This is a genomic window from Catellatospora sp. KI3 (genome assembly GCF_029948125.1).
Classification (GTDB): Bacteria; Actinomycetota; Actinomycetes; order Mycobacteriales; family Micromonosporaceae; genus Catellatospora.
The window spans coordinates 817,944-833,563 of the sequence record NZ_JASAMB010000001.1; the positions used below are offsets into that span (position 1 = coordinate 817,944).

Annotated in this window: 11 protein-coding genes; 8 read left to right on the forward strand and 3 right to left on the reverse strand. The window is 73.1% G+C overall.

The features are described from left to right. The first annotated feature begins 49 nt into the window (after positions 1–49). From QEZ54_RS03695 to QEZ54_RS03720, 6 genes are read left to right on the forward strand one after another with little or no spacing between them, the layout of a single operon-like run. Positions 50–1,156: a DegT/DnrJ/EryC1/StrS family aminotransferase gene (locus QEZ54_RS03695; RefSeq protein ID WP_281302982.1), complete on the forward strand. Its 1,107-nt coding sequence runs from the start codon at positions 50–52 to the stop codon at positions 1,154–1,156. Next, positions 1,153–2,163, forward strand: a complete 1,011-nt coding sequence (locus QEZ54_RS03700; protein ID WP_281302983.1) for a Gfo/Idh/MocA family oxidoreductase — start codon at positions 1,153–1,155, stop codon at positions 2,161–2,163. The genes QEZ54_RS03695 and QEZ54_RS03700 overlap by 4 nt, the downstream gene beginning before the upstream one ends. Continuing rightward, complete coding sequence (locus tag QEZ54_RS03705; RefSeq protein WP_281302984.1) at positions 2,160–3,485, forward strand: glycosyltransferase; 1,326 nt, start codon at positions 2,160–2,162, stop codon at positions 3,483–3,485. Before QEZ54_RS03700 ends, QEZ54_RS03705 begins: the two co-directional genes overlap by 4 nt. Further along, positions 3,482–5,632, forward strand: coding sequence for a glycosyltransferase (locus tag QEZ54_RS03710; protein ID WP_281302985.1), 2,151 nt, complete (start codon positions 3,482–3,484; stop codon positions 5,630–5,632). Before QEZ54_RS03705 ends, QEZ54_RS03710 begins: the two co-directional genes overlap by 4 nt. Further along, a complete protein-coding gene (locus tag QEZ54_RS03715) occupies positions 5,629–7,413 on the forward strand; it encodes a glycosyltransferase (RefSeq protein WP_281302986.1) in 1,785 nt (594 codons plus the stop codon). The genes QEZ54_RS03710 and QEZ54_RS03715 overlap by 4 nt, the downstream gene beginning before the upstream one ends. Beyond that, the gene (locus QEZ54_RS03720) at positions 7,410–8,702 is read left to right on the forward strand and encodes a nucleotide sugar dehydrogenase (protein WP_281302987.1); all 1,293 of its coding nucleotides are present in this window, start codon (positions 7,410–7,412) and stop codon (positions 8,700–8,702) included. The genes QEZ54_RS03715 and QEZ54_RS03720 overlap by 4 nt, the downstream gene beginning before the upstream one ends. Positions 8,703–8,782: 80 nt before the next feature. On the opposite strand, the gene galE is transcribed toward QEZ54_RS03720, so the two are convergent. Together galE and QEZ54_RS03730 are read right to left on the reverse strand one after the other, a co-directional pair. Beyond that, positions 8,783–9,781, reverse strand: a complete 999-nt coding sequence (gene galE, locus QEZ54_RS03725; protein ID WP_281302988.1) for a UDP-glucose 4-epimerase GalE — start codon at positions 9,779–9,781, stop codon at positions 8,783–8,785. A 91-nt stretch (positions 9,782–9,872) separates the two neighbouring features. Further along, positions 9,873–10,970 carry a glycosyltransferase family 2 protein gene (locus tag QEZ54_RS03730; protein ID WP_281302989.1) on the reverse strand — a complete coding sequence of 366 codons (1,098 nt, stop codon included), beginning with the start codon at positions 10,968–10,970 and terminating at the stop codon, positions 9,873–9,875. 153 nt (positions 10,971–11,123) lie between these two features. Between QEZ54_RS03730 and wecB the strand changes: the two genes are divergently transcribed. Continuing rightward, positions 11,124–12,209, forward strand: a complete 1,086-nt coding sequence (gene wecB, locus QEZ54_RS03735) for a UDP-N-acetylglucosamine 2-epimerase (non-hydrolyzing) (protein WP_281302990.1) — start codon at positions 11,124–11,126, stop codon at positions 12,207–12,209. A gap of 51 nt (positions 12,210–12,260) precedes the next feature. On the opposite strand, the gene QEZ54_RS03740 is transcribed toward wecB, so the two are convergent. Continuing rightward, complete coding sequence (locus QEZ54_RS03740; protein ID WP_281302991.1) at positions 12,261–14,501, reverse strand: glycosyltransferase; 2,241 nt, start codon at positions 14,499–14,501, stop codon at positions 12,261–12,263. 222 nt (positions 14,502–14,723) lie between these two features. Here QEZ54_RS03740 and QEZ54_RS03745 point away from each other — a divergent pair, with 222 nt between their 5' ends. After that, a complete protein-coding gene (locus QEZ54_RS03745) occupies positions 14,724–15,458 on the forward strand; it encodes a hypothetical protein (RefSeq protein ID WP_281302992.1) in 735 nt (244 codons plus the stop codon). Positions 15,459–15,620: the final 162 nt, after the last annotated feature.

The following is a 15,620-nucleotide window of genomic DNA, read 5'->3' on the forward strand; positions in this document are numbered from 1 at the left end:
GCGAGGATAGAGACTGACCAGCCCGCCCGGCAGGTCAGTCTCTGCGGCTTTGGAGGGCGTTTTGGATGGTGCGCTGATTCCGACCGCCCGGCCCGTCATCGGCCAGGCCGAGATCGACGCGGCGGTCCGGGTCCTGCGCAGCGGCCTGGTCGTGCAGGGGCCCGAGGTCGCCGCTTTCGAGGACGAGTTCTCCGCCCTGGTCGACGGCCGCCACTGCGTCGCGGTCAACTCCGGCACCTCCGCGCTGCACCTGGCCGTGCTGGCGCTGGGCGTCGGGCCCGGGGACGAGGTCATCGTCCCGTCGTTCTCCTTCGCCGCCACCGCCAACGCGGTGCGCCTGGCCGGCGCCGAGCCGGTCTTCGCCGACATCGAGCGCGGCAGCTTCTGCCTCGACCCGGCCGCGGTCGCGGCCGCCATCACCCCGCGCACCGCCGCGATCATGCCGGTCCACCTGTACGGCCACCCGGCGCCCATGGCCGACCTGGTGCCGCTGGCCGCCCGGCACGGCCTGGCCGTGATCGAGGACGCGGCCCAGGCCCACGGCGCGGCGCTGGGCGACCGTCCGGTCGGCACGTTCGGCGCGGCGGCCTGCTTCAGCTTCTACCCCACCAAGAACATGCACTCGCTCGAAGGCGGCATGATCACCACCGCCGACGCCGGGCTGGCCCGGACCCTGCGGCTGCTGCGCAACCAGGGCATGGAGCAGCGGTACGCCAACGAGCTGGTCGGCTTCAACCTGCGGCTCACCGACGTCGCCGCCGCGATCGGCCGGGTGCAGCTGCGGCAGCTGCCCGGCTGGAACGCCCAGCGCCAGGACAACGCGAAGTACCTCGACGCGCGGATCACCGCGGCGGTGGTGCCGCCCGTGGCCGACGCGGCCCGGCACGTGTACCACCAGTACACCGTCCGGATCCTGGGCGACCGCGACGCCGCGCAGGCGGCGCTGGCGCGGCGGGGCGTGGGTGCGGCCGTCTACTATCCGACCCCGATCCACCGGCTGCGGCCGTACCTGGTCGGCGGGGAGCCGGGGTGGGCGCTGCCGGAGACCGACCGGGCCGCGGCGCAGGTGCTGTCGCTGCCGGTGCACCCCAGCCTCACCGCAGACGAGCTGGAACGGGTCGCCGACGCGGTGAACTCGCTGGCCGGTGCCCCGTGAGCGCCCGGGAGCGGCCGCTGCGGGCCGGGCTGGTCGGGCTCGGCGCCATGGGCCGCAACCACGCCCGGGTGCTGTCCGGACTGGCCGGAGTCGAGCTGGTCGCCATCGCCGACCCGGCTGGGGACACCGCCGGCACCGCGCGGGCGCCGGTGGTGGGCAGCGTCGCCGAGCTGGTCGCGCGCCGGATCGACTACGCGGTGGTGGCCACGCCGACGGCGTACCACGAGCAGATCGGGCTGGAGCTGGCCGCGGGCGGGGTGCACGCGCTGATCGAGAAGCCGCTGGCGCCGAGCCTGGCGGCGGGGCGGCGGCTGGTCGACGCGTTCGCGGCGGCCGGGCTGATCGCCGGAGTGGGCCACATCGAGCGGTACAACCCGTCGCTGCAGAGCCTGCAGGCCCGGCTGGAGGCCGGGGAGCTGGGCGAGGTGTTCCAGGTGGTGACCCGGCGCCAGGGGCCGTTCCCGAACCGGATCGCCGACGTGGGCGTGGTGATGGACCTGGCCACCCACGACATCGACCTGACCAGCTGGGTGACCGGGCGGGCGTACACGGCCGTGGCGGCCTGGTCGATGTGCCGCAGCGGCCGCCGGTACGAGGACATGGTCTCGATCATCGGGCGGCTGGGGCCCAACGTCAGCACTAACCACCTGGTCAACTGGCTCAGCCCGCTCAAGGAGCGCTCGACGGTGGTGACCGGCGAGCGCGGCTGCTTCGTCGCCGACACGCTCACCGCCGACCTGACCTTCTACGCCAACGGCGCGATCAGCACCGAGTGGGAGGCGCTGCGGGCGTTCCGGGGCGTCGCCGAGGGCGACATGATCCGGTACGCGATCCCCAAGCGCGAGCCGCTGCTGGTGGAGCACGAGCGCTTCCGCGACGCGGTCGAGGGCAAGCCCAGCGACATCGTGACCCTGGAGCAGGGGCTGCGCAACGTGGTCGTCGCGGCCGCGGTGATCGATGCGGCCAGGACCGCGCGGGTCGTCTCGATCGACGGGAGCCCGCGATGAGCCGCCGCCGCGCCCCGCGCGTGCTCTACCTGTCGTTCTACTTCCCGCCCAGCCGCGCCAGCGGCGTGTTCCGGGCCCTGGCCACCGCCAACCACCTGGTCCGGGCTGGCTGGGACGTGACCGTGTGCACGGCGCCGCGCGAGTTCTTCGGCGAGCACCTGGCCGGAGCGGTGGACGAGTCCCTGGACGCCGAGGTGGACCCGCGTATCCGGGTGGAGCGCGTGCCGGCGGGCGACTACCACTGGGAGACCGACGTACGCCGGTTCGGCCCGGTCCGCCGCCGCTTCCCCACCGTCGTGGACAAGCTGCACCGGGGCGCGCAGAAGTACGTCTTCGCCGAGCGCTACCTCGGCTGGGCGCCCGGCGTGCTGCGCCGGGCCGTCGCCATGCACCTGAAGGACCCGTTCGACCTGGTCCTGGCTACGGGCAACCCGTTCGTGTCGTTCGCGCTGGCGTGGGCGCTGGGCCGGACCCTGCGGGTGCCGTACGCGGTGGACTTCCGGGACGCGTGGACGTTCGACCAGTTCACCGAGAAGGTGCGCTTCCCGGAGGGCGGGTCGATGATGCGCTGGGAGGCACGGGTGCTGCGCGACGCCGCCGAGGTCTCGTTCGTCAACAGCGGCATGCTGCGCTGGTACGCCGAGCGCTACCCGTACGCCGCCGACCGGATGACGGTGGTGCCCAACGGCTGGGAGCCGGAGATCCTGGGCACGCCCGCGTTCGCGCCCACCCCGGCGGGGCGGCCGCTGTCGTTCGGCTACCTCGGCACGGTCACCCCGTACCTGCCGCTGGACGTGCTGTTCGACGGGTGGCGGCGGGCCCGCGAGCACGCGCTGCTGGCCGACGCGACCCTCGACATCCACGGCCACCTCGGCTTCTTCCCCGACCAGCGGGACGAGCTGCTGGCCCGGCTGCCGCTGGGCGACGGCCTGGGCGTGCGCTACCGGGGCGCCTTCGGCAAGACCGACGCCCCCGCCGTGTACGCCGGCACCGACGTCCTGGTCTTCTGCGTGCCCGGCGCCCGCTACGTCACCACCGGCAAGGTCTTCGAGTACATGGCGGCGGCCAAGCCGATCGTCTCGGTGCACCAGCCGGAGATCGCCGCCGCCGACGTGCTGCGCGACTATCCGCTGTGGTTCCCCGGCGACCGGCTCGACGCCGACAGCGTCGCCGAGTCCATGGTCGCCGCGGGCAAAGCCGCCCTCGACCTCGACGAGCCCCAGCACACGGCGGCGCTGGCACACGCCCGCCGGTTCACCCGCGACGCCACCCTCGCCCCGTGGGAGCAGCGCCTGCGCGGGATCGCCGGGGGTGCGCGATGAGCACCGGGCCGGGCGGTCGCGTGGTGTACCTGGCGCTGGGTGTCTTCCGGGTGCGGGCGGCGCTGGCGTACTGCGCCGAGCTGGTGGCGCGCGGCTGCCGGGTGCACCTGGTGGTGGCCGACGCGCCCGAGTGGAGCGAGGCCGGGCGCACCGGCGCCACCGTGCACCGGCTCGGCCCGCACCGGCTGCGGCAGGCCGCGCGCCTGCTGCTGGCCGGGCCGGGCGGGCTGCTGCGCCGGGCCGACCTGCTGATCGCCGGGGACCTGCCGGCGCTGCCGGTGGCATGGGCGGCCGCGCGGCGGCACCCGCGGGTGACCGTACGCTTCGAGCCCGCCGACGAGCCCCGCCGCCGCACCGCACCGGCCGACCTGGCCGTGATCACGCCCTGGTACCCGTCGCCGAACAACGCGATGGCCGGGGCGTTCGTGCAGGCCACCACGGCGGCGGTGCGCGAGCGGTTCGACCGGGTGGCGCTGCTGCACACCGAGGACTGGTCGTACCCGCCGGACTGGCGCTCGGGCGCCCTGGTCCGGGTGGCCCGGCGGCGGATGGCGCGCCGGTCGACCCCGGTCGTGGTCACCGACACCGCCGAGGGCGAGCTGACCCGGGTGGCGGTGCCGCTGCTGTCCGGCAACGACTACGCCGGCTGGGCGGGCGAGCACGTGGAGACGCTGCGGGCCAGCCTGCCGACGGGCCGGATCGAGGCGCCGCTGATCCACGCCCATACCGGCATCTACGGCGGCCTGGCCGCGCTGCGCCTGGCCCGGCCCGACGCCCGCGTCATCGTCACCGAGCACGCCACCTTCCTGCCCAAGGTCCTCGGCCAGCCCGAGGCCCGCCGCCTGTACGACGAGATGCTCGGCCGCGCCGACGCGCTGGTCTGCGTCAGCCGCCACCTCTACGACCAGGTCCGCGAGCGCTTCCCGCACCACGTCGGCAAGCTGCACGTGATCCCGAACGTGATCGACTTCGACCGGTTCACCGCCCGCCCCGAGCCGCCCGCCGACCTGCTGCGCTGGCTCTACGTCGGACGACTGATCAAGCACAAGGGCGTCAGCGTGGTGCTCGACGCCTTCGCCGAGATCGCCGCCGAGGAGCCGCGGGCCACGTTCACCCTGGTCGGCGACGGCCCACTCACCGACCACCTGCGCGGACGCGCCCGGGAGCTGGGCCTGGCCGACCGGGTGCGCATCCGCCCGGCGGTCGCGCCCGAGCAGGTCGTCGCCCTGATGCACGCGCACGACCTGCTGGTGCACGGCAGCCGCCTGGAGACGTTCGGCATGACGCTGGTGGAGGCCGTCGCCACCGGCATGCCGGTGCTGGCGATGCGCAGCGCCGGACCGGCCGAGTCGCTGGCCGGGCTGGAGGGCATGGCCGGGCGCCTGGTCGACGTCAGCGCGGGGGCGGCCGCGTTCGCCGCCGGATACCGCAGCCTGCGCGCCGCCCGGGACCAGCTCGACCTGGTCCGGGCCCGCCGGATCCTGCAGGAGCGCTACGGCCGCGACACCATCGCCGCGAAGCTGACCCTGCTCTACGGCGGGCAGCTGCCCCCGCCGCCGCTGCCCGCCGAGCCGGCGCCCGCCGAGGGGTCGGCCGGGCACGTGCTGCTGATCGCGGTGGACCCGCCGCACTACCGCAACGTGGGCCGCTACGCGGCCGCACTGGTCGCGCAGGGCTACCGGGTGGACCTGGTCACCCCGCACGCGCAGGCCTGGCTCAACATCGGCGTCGATCCGCGGGTACGGCTGCGCGAACTGCACCAGGCCGAGGCGAGGCTGCTGGTCAACCGCGTCGAGCACGCGGTACGGCACGCGGCCGGGCGGGTGCTGGACCACCTGTCCGGACCGGCCCGGCAGTTCGACGCGGTGTGGCCCGAGGTCGCCGTCAACGTGCTCCAGCGCGGCACCGGCAAGGTCACCGACGCGCTGCACCGACGCGTCTACAACCGGCTCTACTCGGTGGTACGCCCGCAGCTGCTGTGGCGCATCGTCCGGCGCGACCTGCTCCCCGGCCTGGACCTGTCCCGGGTGGACCGGATCGTGGTGGCGGGCCGCTCCGGCATCACCGCGGGCTGGCAGCTCGCCCGCCGCCGCCCCGGCCTGACCGTCACCACCGCGCTGACCGCCCCGCAGGAGGCCGCGGCGTGACGGCCATACCCGACGTCACCGTCATCACCGCGGTGTACGACACCATGCCGTACCTGACCCGCTGCCTGTCCTCGCTGGCGCAGCAGACGATCGGGCCGGACCGGATGGAGGTCGTCGCCGTCGACGACGGCTCCACCGACGGCAGCGGCCGCGAACTCGACCGCTGGGCACGGCGGCACCCCGGCGTCTTCCACGTGGTGCACCAGCCCAACTCCGGCGGCCCGGCAATGCCCAGCAACCGGGCCCTGGAGCTGGCCACCGGCCGGTACGTCTTCTTCCTCGGCGCCGACGACCACCTCGGCCGCGAGGCGCTGGCCCGGCTGGTGGCCGCCGCCGACACGTACGGGTCCGACATCGTGCTGGGCCGCCTCACCGGCGTCAACGGCCGCTACGTGCACCAGGCCGTGTTCGCCCGCAACGCCGTCGAGATCGGCATGTTCGACTCGGCGCTGCCGTGGGCGCTGTCCAACACCAAGCTGTTCCGGCGCGACCTGATCACCAAGCACGGGCTGCGCTACCCCGAGGACATGCCGGTCTTCAGCGACCAGCCGTTCACGCTGGAGGCGTGCCTGCTGGCGCGGCGCATCTCGGTGGTGGCCGACTACCCGTGCTACCACGCGGTGCGGCGGGCCGACGCGGGCAACATCACGTACCGCTCCCGGCACGACGAGCGGGCCCGGTGCACCGAGCGGATCATGGAGCTTACCGAGCGGCTGGTCCCGGCCGGACCCGACCGCGACGCGATCAACGTACGCCACTTCGCCTGGGAGCTGTCCAAGCTGCTCGAACCCGACTTCCTGCGCCAGGAGCCGACGGTCCGGACCCGGGTCGCCGCCACGGTCGGGCGGCTGGCCCGCGCCCACCTCACCGACGGCGTCGAGGCACGGCTGCCCGCCGGAGCGGTGCTGCGCTTCCGCCTCGCCGCCGCCGACCGCCACGACGAACTCGAAGCGGTGATCGCCCACGACGCCACCGGCGCCGCCCCGGACGTGCACATCAGCGCGGGCCGGGTCTACGCCGGTCACGCTACCCTCGCGGCCGGCCGGCCCGATCCGCTCTACGACCTCACCTCGCACGCGGCCGAACTCGTCGCCGAACGCATCACCGTCCGCGCGGCGACCCTGCGCCACGGCCCGTCGGGCCCGGAACTCCACCTCACCGCCGAGTGCCCCGCACCCGGCCCCGACCCCGACACCCCCGTCCACCTCTGCGTGGACACCACCCACGCCCGCGCCACGATCACCTCCACCCGCACCCGCACCCCACCCAGCCCTGCGCCCGGGGCCGGGGCCGGGGCCGGGGCGGATCATGCAGTTTCGGGGAAAGTGCGGGAATCTTGGGCCGCTGACGTGCAGTTTCCCCGAAACTGCATGATCCAGTCGGCGGAACGCCCGGCCGAACGCCCCACGGAACGTCCGGCCGAACGCCAGGCGGAGTGCGCGGTCGACGCGGCGGGTGTGGTGTTGCGGGTGCGGGTGCCGCTGGCCGGCGTCCTCGGCGGGTTCGGGCCGGACGGAGGGCAGCTGCCGGTGCGGGTGATGCTGGCGGCGCTGGGCGGCCACTGCGACGTGCCCCTGCGGGCCGGTCGGGGGCTGCGGTTGCCGCAGCTGGTGCATCGGCGCGGTATCCGGCCGGTGCGGGTGGCGCTGGCGGTGAGCCATACCGGACGGCTGCTGCTGACGGCGGCTCCGGTCACCGTCGGGCGCATCCTCGATCGCCTGCGGCGCCGGCTGCGGGTGCCCGGACCGGCGGAGGCGAGACAACGAAAGGATCATCCATGAGGATCTGCGTGGTGGCGCTCGGCAAGATCGGGCTGCCGCTGGCGGTGCAGTTCGCCGGGCGCGGGCACCGGGTGGTCGGTGCGGACGTGTCGCACCGGGTCGTCGACTTCGTCAACGCCGGGCTGGCTCCGTTCCCGGGCGAGTCCGACCTCGACGACCGGCTCAAGGACGCGGTCGCCGCCGGACGGCTCGCGGCCACCACCGACACCGCCGCCGCCGTCGCCGACGCGGAGGCCGTCGTGGTGGTGGTGCCGCTGTTCGTGGACCACGCCGGGGTGCCGGACTTCACCGCGATGGACGCCGCCACCCGCGCCGTCGCCGCCGGACTGCGCCCCGGGACCCTGGTCAGCTACGAGACGACGCTGCCCGTGGGCACCACCCGACAGCGCTGGGCGCCGCTGCTCGCCGAGGGCAGCGGACTGGCCCCAGGCCGCGACTTCCACGTGGTCTTCAGCCCGGAGCGGGTGCTGACCGGACGGGTCTTCGCCGATCTGCGGCGGTACCCGAAGCTGGTCGGCGGCGTCGACGAGGCATCGGCGCGGGCCGGGGTGGAGTTCTACGAGTCGGTGCTGGAGTTCGACCCGCGGCCGGACCTGGACCGGTCCAACGGGGTGTGGGACCTGGGCAGCGCCGAGGCGGCCGAGTTCGCCAAGCTCGCCGAGACGACGTACCGGGACGTCAACATCGCCCTGGCCAACCAGTTCGCGCGCTACGCCGACCGGGCCGGGGTGGACCTCGCGGCGGTGATCGAGGCGTGCAACACGCAGCCGTACTCGCACCTGCACCGCCCCGGCATCGCCGTCGGCGGGCACTGCATCCCGGTGTACCCGCGCATGTACCTCTGGAACGACCCGGACGCGACGGTCGTGTCCGCCGCCCGAGCCGCCAACGAGGCCATGCCCGAGTACGCGGTGTCGCGTCTGGCGGCCGCGTACGGCGACCTCTCCGGCGCGCACGTGCTGGTGCTCGGGGCGGCGTACCGGGGCGGGGTGAAGGAGACGGCGTTCTCCGGGGTGTTCCCGACGGTCGAGGCGCTACGGGCCCGGGGTGCGGTGCCGTACGTCGCCGATCCGCTCTACGACTCCGCCGAACTGGAGGCACTGGGCCTGCCCGCCCACCGGGGCGAGCCGGTCACCGCCGCGGTCGTCCAGGCCGACCACGCCGACTACCGCGCCCTCGGCGGGGCCGACCTGCCCGGAGTCCGGGTCCTGGTCGACGGCCGTCGCATCACCGACCCGGCCCGCTGGCCGGACACCACCCGTCTCGTCCTGGGCGCCCCGCCCCTGTAGATCACTCAAGTTGCCGGGCAATCGGGCGTATCTTGACCTCTCGTACGCCCGTCTGCCCGGCAACTCGGCACAAAGTTGATCTAGGCGGCGTGGGCGGCGTTGTCGAGGGTGCGCCACTGGAGGGCGTGGCGGACGCCGTCCTCGACGGTGAACCGGGGAGCCCAGCCGAGCAGGGCGCGGGCGTGCCGGCTGCGGGCGAAGGCGCCGACCACGTCGCCGGGGCGCGGGGCGGTCTCGACCGCGGGCAGCTTCTCACCGGTCACCGCCGCGAACGCGTCCAGCAGCTCGCGGACCGTGGTGCCCTCGCCGCTGCCGAGGTTCATCACCCGGTAGCGGTCGGGGGTGGCGGCCATGACCTCGTCGAACTTCTCCAGCGCCGCGACGTGCGCGGCGGCCAGGTCCCAGACGTGGATGTAGTCGCGGATGCCGGAGCCGTCGCGGGTCGGCCAGTCCACCCCGGTGATCTGGAACGCCTCGCCGTTCTCCCAGCACTGGATCATCCGGCCCAGGGCGTGGCTGGGGTAGCGCAGCTGCAGGCCGGTGCGCATCTTCGGGTCGGCGCCGATGGGGTTGAAGTAGCGCAGCGAGATCACGTCGAGCTCGCCGGTGGCGACGCAGTCGGCGAGGATCTGCTCCATCATCACCTTGGTCCGCGAGTACGGGCTGGACGGCTCGAGGGCGGAGTCCTCGTCGACGGAGAAGTCCTCGCTGGCGCCGTAGAGGGCGGCGGTGGAGCTGAACACCATCCGGCGGCAGCCGTTGCGGCCCAGGTGGCTGAGGAAGTCGATGGTCTTGGCGACGTTCTCGCGGTAGTAGCGCAGCGGCTGGGCCACCGACTCGGGCACCACGATGAGCGCGGCGCAGTTGACCGTCGCCGTGATGTCCGGGTGCTCGGCGAAGATCCGGTCGAGCAGGGCGCCGTCGGCGATGTCGCCGCGGTAGAAGATCCGCCCCTCGGTGAAGGCCTCCCGGCCGGTGACCAGGTTGTCGAGGATCACCGGGGTGTGCCCTGCGTCGAGCAGGGCCGAGCACACCGTACTGCCGATGAAGCCCGCCCCACCTGTGACCAGTACCTTCACGCTTTCCTCCTCAACGCACGCTCCCGACCAGCACATTATCTCGGCGTGGCTGGTCGGTTCCGGTGCGCGGGCTGTGAAGGTCCGGTGAAGCTCAGCCGACCCGGTCGGCGGGCGCGTCCTGCGGCACCGGGAGGCGCTGCGCCGGGATGCGGGCGGGCGCGGTGACCGGGCTGCCGGTGAGCCGCTGGCGGGTCCGGTGCACCTGCCGCAGCGCCGCGTACGCGGAGTAGGCGTTGCGGCGTACCAGCGAGTGCTTGAGCCCGTCGCCGCCGCCCGGCACCGCGTAGCCCGCGGCGGGCAGGCGGCGGCGGTAGTCCTCCACCATCCGGCGGAAGAACGCCCGGCGCAGCGGCCCAGGCACCCGGGCACCGTGGCCGAGGATCACCAGGTAGTGATTGATCATGATGCGGAACAGCTCGGGCCGGAACACGTCGTAGCGGCCGCCGGCCGAGTCGACGATGTCGAACAGGCGCTGGTACTGCTCGAACACGTCGAAGTGGCGCTTGGAGACCGAGCTGGTGATCGCACCCGGCGTCTGCTGCCGGTACAGGTAGCAGACGCGGGGCAGCACGTCGATGCTGGCCGCCGCCATCAGCAGGGGGTGGCTGTAGGCGCTGTCCTCGTAGAGGCCGCTGCGGAAGCGCAGCCTCGCCTCGTCGAGCAGGCCCCGCCGGGCGATCTTCGTGCAGGCGGACTGGGCCAGCCGGAGCAGCTGCGGCGCCTGGCTCAGGTGCAGCGGCACGGGTGTGTCGCCGAGCACCGGGGCGGTCGGCTTGGTGTCGAACCGGCCGTCGGGGAAGAACACCGCGTGGTCGATGATCAGCACATCGGGCTCGTGCAGCGCCAGCCGGTCCAGCACCGCGCGCACCGAGCCCTCGGGGATGACGTCGTCGGAGTCGACGAACCAGACGTACCGGCCGGTCGCGTGCTCCAGGCCCGCGTTGCGCGCGCCGCCGAGCCCCACGTTCTGCCGCAGGTGGACCGCCTTCACCCGGCTGTCCTGGACGGCGTAGCCCTCCAGGATCGCGCCGCTGCCGTCGGGCGAGCAGTCGTCGACCGCCACGACCTCGAGGTCCGCCCCGTCGTAGGACAGGATCGAGTCCAGGCACTCGCCGAGGAACGCCTCGACGCCGTATACCGGGACGATCACGGACAGGCGCGGAGAGGTGGAGGGGTTTTCACGTCTCACGTCCGAAAGACTGCCAGAAGGCAGGCGTCCAGTGCCACTCCCGTGATCTATCCGGGAGCCCGCGCGATCGCACCGGCCCGCCGACCGGGTCGGTTATGATTCGGGCCCGTCGGGCCCGGCGGTTCCCGGCATTCCGTTCTTCTGGAGGCTGCCATGCCCGATCTCGTCCTGCACGTCACCGGTGCCCGTCCCAACTTCCCGAAGGCCGCGCCCGTGCTGCGCGCCCTGGACGCGCTGGGCGTGCCGCAGCGGCTGGTGCACACCGGCCAGCACTACGACGAGAAGATGTCCGACGTCTTCTTCCGGCAGCTCGGGCTGCCGAAACCCGACATGGACCTGGGTGTGGGCTCGGGCACACACGCCAAGCAGACCGCCGCGATCATGGTCGGCCTGGAGGAGCTGATGGAGCGCGAGCGCCCGGCCATGGTCGTCGTGTACGGCGACGTCAACTCCACCGTCGCCGCCGCCCTGGTCGCCTCGAAGCTCGGCATCGCGATCGCGCACGTCGAGGCGGGCCTGCGCAGCTTCGACATGACCATGCCCGAGGAGATCAACCGGCTGGTCACCGACCGCCTGTCCGACCTGCTGCTCTGCACCAGCCCCGACGCCATCGCGCACCTGGGCAACGAGGGCGTCCACCCGGACAGGATCCACCTGGTCGGCAACCCGATGATCGACACCCTGCTGGCCAACATCCACCAGTTCGACGCCGACGCCGCCCGCGCCGAGTACGACCTGGCCGGCCGCTACGTGGTGGCCACCCTGCACCGCCCCGGCAACGTCGACGACCCGGCCGACGCCGCCGCCCTGGTCAAGGCGATGCACGGCGTCGCCGACCAGGCGACCGTGGTGCTGCCGCTGCATCCGCGCGGCCGGGGGCGCCTCCAAGCGGCGGGGCTGTTCGACCACCCGAACCTGAAGATCATCGACCCGCTCGGGTACGTCGAGTTCATGGGCCTGGTCCGCGGCGCCGACGCGGTCGTCACCGACTCCGGCGGCGTGCAGGAGGAGACCACCATCCTGGGCGTGCCGTGCCTCACCCTGCGCCCCAACACCGAGCGCCCGGTCACCATCACCCACGGCACCAACCAGCTGGTCACCCGCGAGAACCTGGTGCAGGTGCTGGCCGGCGTGCTGGCCGCGGGCCGGGCCGAGACCTGGCCGGTCCCGCCGCTGTGGGACGGCCGGGCCGGTGAGCGCATCGCCGCCGTGATCACGAAGTATCTCGCCGCCAACTGACCCGCGGACACAGCGAAGGCGCCCGGCCCGGCCGGGCGCCTTCGGCGCTTCCTAGAGCCGGCCCGCCTTCTTCTGCACCAGCTGGGCCAGCACCTCGCCGGCCGAGGCCACGTCGCCGACGGGCGAGACGAAGCCCAGCACCTCGTGGCTGAGCGGGCTGCCCTCCTCGATCAGGCCCCACACCGGCGTGCCCGACCCCTTGTAGTCCGACCACTTCGACGGCAGGTACGGGTTGAGCGCGTGGCTGCCCTCGGTGACCGCGTCGTTGACGATGAGGCAGTCGAACTTCGTGGTCATGTTGAGGAACTCCAGGAACCGCACGTACGGCCCGGCCACGATGTTGTCGGCGATGCCGAGTTCCTCGGCCCGCCCGGCCAGGACCTCGGGCTTGCTGGTGAAGACGTGCACGCGCAGCCGGGAGCGGATCTCCTCCGGCGCCAGCTGGACCGCCACGAGCACGTCGTCGAGCCCGCGGGTGGCGTAGAAGTTGCCGAAGTAGGCCAGGTGCACCAGCTCCGGATCGAGCGGGTACGAGCGCTGCCCCATCTGGTAGAACTCCGGCCCCAGCGTGGGCTGCGGCGAGATCACGGCCTTGCTGCGCACCAGCTCGACCAGCTTGGGGTCGGAGCAGTAGCTCATCATGTACTCGAACTGGTTGACGTTGGTGAAGACCAGCTGATCCGCCAGCGCGTACGCGATCTCCTCGCACCACCGGAAGCAGTTGTCGCCCGGCGGCACCGGCAGGCCCCGCTCGCGCAGGCCCGCCCTGAGCCGGTTGACGAACCGGCTGGGCAGCACCTTGCTGCCCCGCTCCTGGTCCTGCACGTCGCGCAGCAGCGGGTCGGAGAACTCGGCGATCCAGGTCACCTTGGGGTTGTGCAGCTTGTGCGCCGCTGCCAGGAAGTGCGACGCGGCGAACTGCGCCCGGCTGTAGACCCAGCTGTAGCGGCCGTGGGTGCGCTCGCGCCGGCGGATGTGCTTCATCCCCTCCACCGCGAACTTCTCCATCGACGTCCAGGCCGCGAAGTGGGTCGGGGTCTGCAGCGCCGTGCTGCGCGAGACGAACGGGCCGGCGAGCACGCGCAGGCTCTCGTCGACCTCCCGGACCCGGCCCATGTCGTTCTGGATGACGTCGACGATCTCGCCCCGCGCGCGCACCCGCTTGGCCATCACCACGGCGCTCGTGTCCGCGTACGGCGCGAACGCGAACGCGACAACCAGGCCGCGCGCGGTCACCCGGGTCATGTACCAGTACGGCATGTTGAGGATCGCCCGCCGGTCGACCTCCTCGACCACCCGCCCGTGGTCCTCGGGGTGCTCGGCCAGGTACGCCTCGATGAAGTACGCCTGCGACCGCATCCGGCCCTGGACCAGCTCGCGGCTCTCCCCGAAAGCCTGCGGCAGCAGCCGGTCCAGCTCGGCGATGACGTCGAGGCGCTGGCGCACGCTGAAGTCGAAGGTCAGCGCCTGGCGCGACACCGACTCGTCGCGCAGCGACCGGTAGTAGGCGGCGCCGGCCTCGGGCGGGCACGCGTAGAACTCGACGTTGCTCCGGACCACGAGCGTCGCCCAGAAGACGACGTCCATCCCGCTGGCCATCCCGACCGGGAAGGTCAAGTCCTTGATCAGGTTGGTGGCGACCGCCTTGGGCGCGTTGCTGGACGCGCCGATCCGCAGCTCCAGCGGCCGGACTCGCTTGCCCGCGTGCGGCGCGACCACGTTGTTGATGTAGTTGTCGGTGCTGCGGGTGCCGTCGGGGGCGACGTCGATCATGGTGCCCATCGAGATCAGCCGCGGCCCGGCGCTGTCGAGCAGCACCTTGAGGTAGGCCGGCGACACCCAGTCGTCGTCATCGATGATCGCGGTGTACTCGCGCGACGCGGCCGCGATGCCCGCGTTGTACGCCAGGGACGCCCCGGCCTCGGCCAGCTGGACCACGCGCAGCGTCACCCGGGGGTGCTCGGCCCGGAACCGGTCGAGCACGGCGCGCGTGCCGTCCGGCGGCCCGTTGAGCACCACGATGACCTCGAACAGCGCCGGGTCCAGCGTCTGCGCGGCCAGCGAGGCCAGCGCCCGGCCGATGTGCGCCTCGCCCCGGTATGACGGCATGACCACGCTGATGCCCGGCCGCAGGCCCTCGCCCGACGGCGAACCCGTCTCCGGCTCCGCCAGCACAGCCTGCTGCCACTGGTCCAGCAGCGCCGGGTGGATCTCCACGGCGGGGTCCATCCAGGGGCGGTCGGGCTCGGTCGGACGCTGCGCCGCCACGCTCGGCAGGGGGCCGTCAGTCACCTGATCTTCTCCGCTTCCGTGATCACCCACCCGCGGAACCCGCTTCATCGCCGCCGGCCAGGCCGTGCGCCCACGTCAGCGCTGTGAGCGCCACCACCGCGCGAGCACTCCCAGCTGCCGGAAGGCCACGTGCGATGATCATCCGTTCAGCTTGAGGGGTAGGTTTGCGCTAAGGTTCGCGTGCATCATAGCCACTCGTTCGCGAGCCGGAGGAATCGTCATATGGCGATACAAAAGTCAGCTTCAGACTTCGTCGACCTGGATTCGTCCTGCTCGCCGGAGCAGGCTCTGCTGATCGTCACCGAGTCAGCCGGCCAGGAGCGCCGGGGCCTGAGCATCCCGTTCGGCGACGCCGCCGTGCTGCACGTCGACCAGAACGGCGTCGTCGACATCCCCGGCCGCCACGACACCATCGTGCTGGAGCTCGACCACTACCGCGCGGCGCTGATCGACACCGTGGTGCGCGCCCTACGGCCCGGCGGGCGCGTGATCGCGACGCTGTCGAGCGAGTCCGCTCCCGTCCTCGCCGAACTGCTCAGCCCTCGGGTGCTGACCTGGGCCGGGATGACGATGATCGGCGACCGGTTCTGCGCCGTCCTCGCCGCGGCCCCCGCGAGCGCGGGCGCCCCCGCCGTCGCCACGCAGCTGCGGACGGCCTGGACGGCATACGAGCTGGGCTCGCAGCGGACGGACCGGCTGGCCCAGAGCGAGGCCCTGACCACCCAGATCGAGCAGCGCCGCCTGTCCGAGCAGGCGCTGCTGCGCCACATCGACAATCTGACCCGCGACCTGGCCCAGGAGCGTGCCCGCACGCAGGGGCTGCGCCTGGTGCAGACGGTGCTTCAGCGCAACCGCCCCGGCCGCGCCCTGCTCTCGGCGCTGCGGCCGGTGCGCAACGCGACCCGCAACGGGAAGTCTCTCGCCGGCCGGATGCGCCGGAGCATCAAACGCGGCTGAGCGCGCCGATCAGGTCCGCTGCCACCTGCGCGAACGACCGCCGCCGGCGGCCGCCCCGGTCGCCACCTGCACAGCTGTCCGGTAGCATCGCGGTCTGCGCAAGCAGCCAGGTCCTGGCACCTGCCCCCCAGAAGGAGAACCAGGTTGAGCAACGATGTCGTG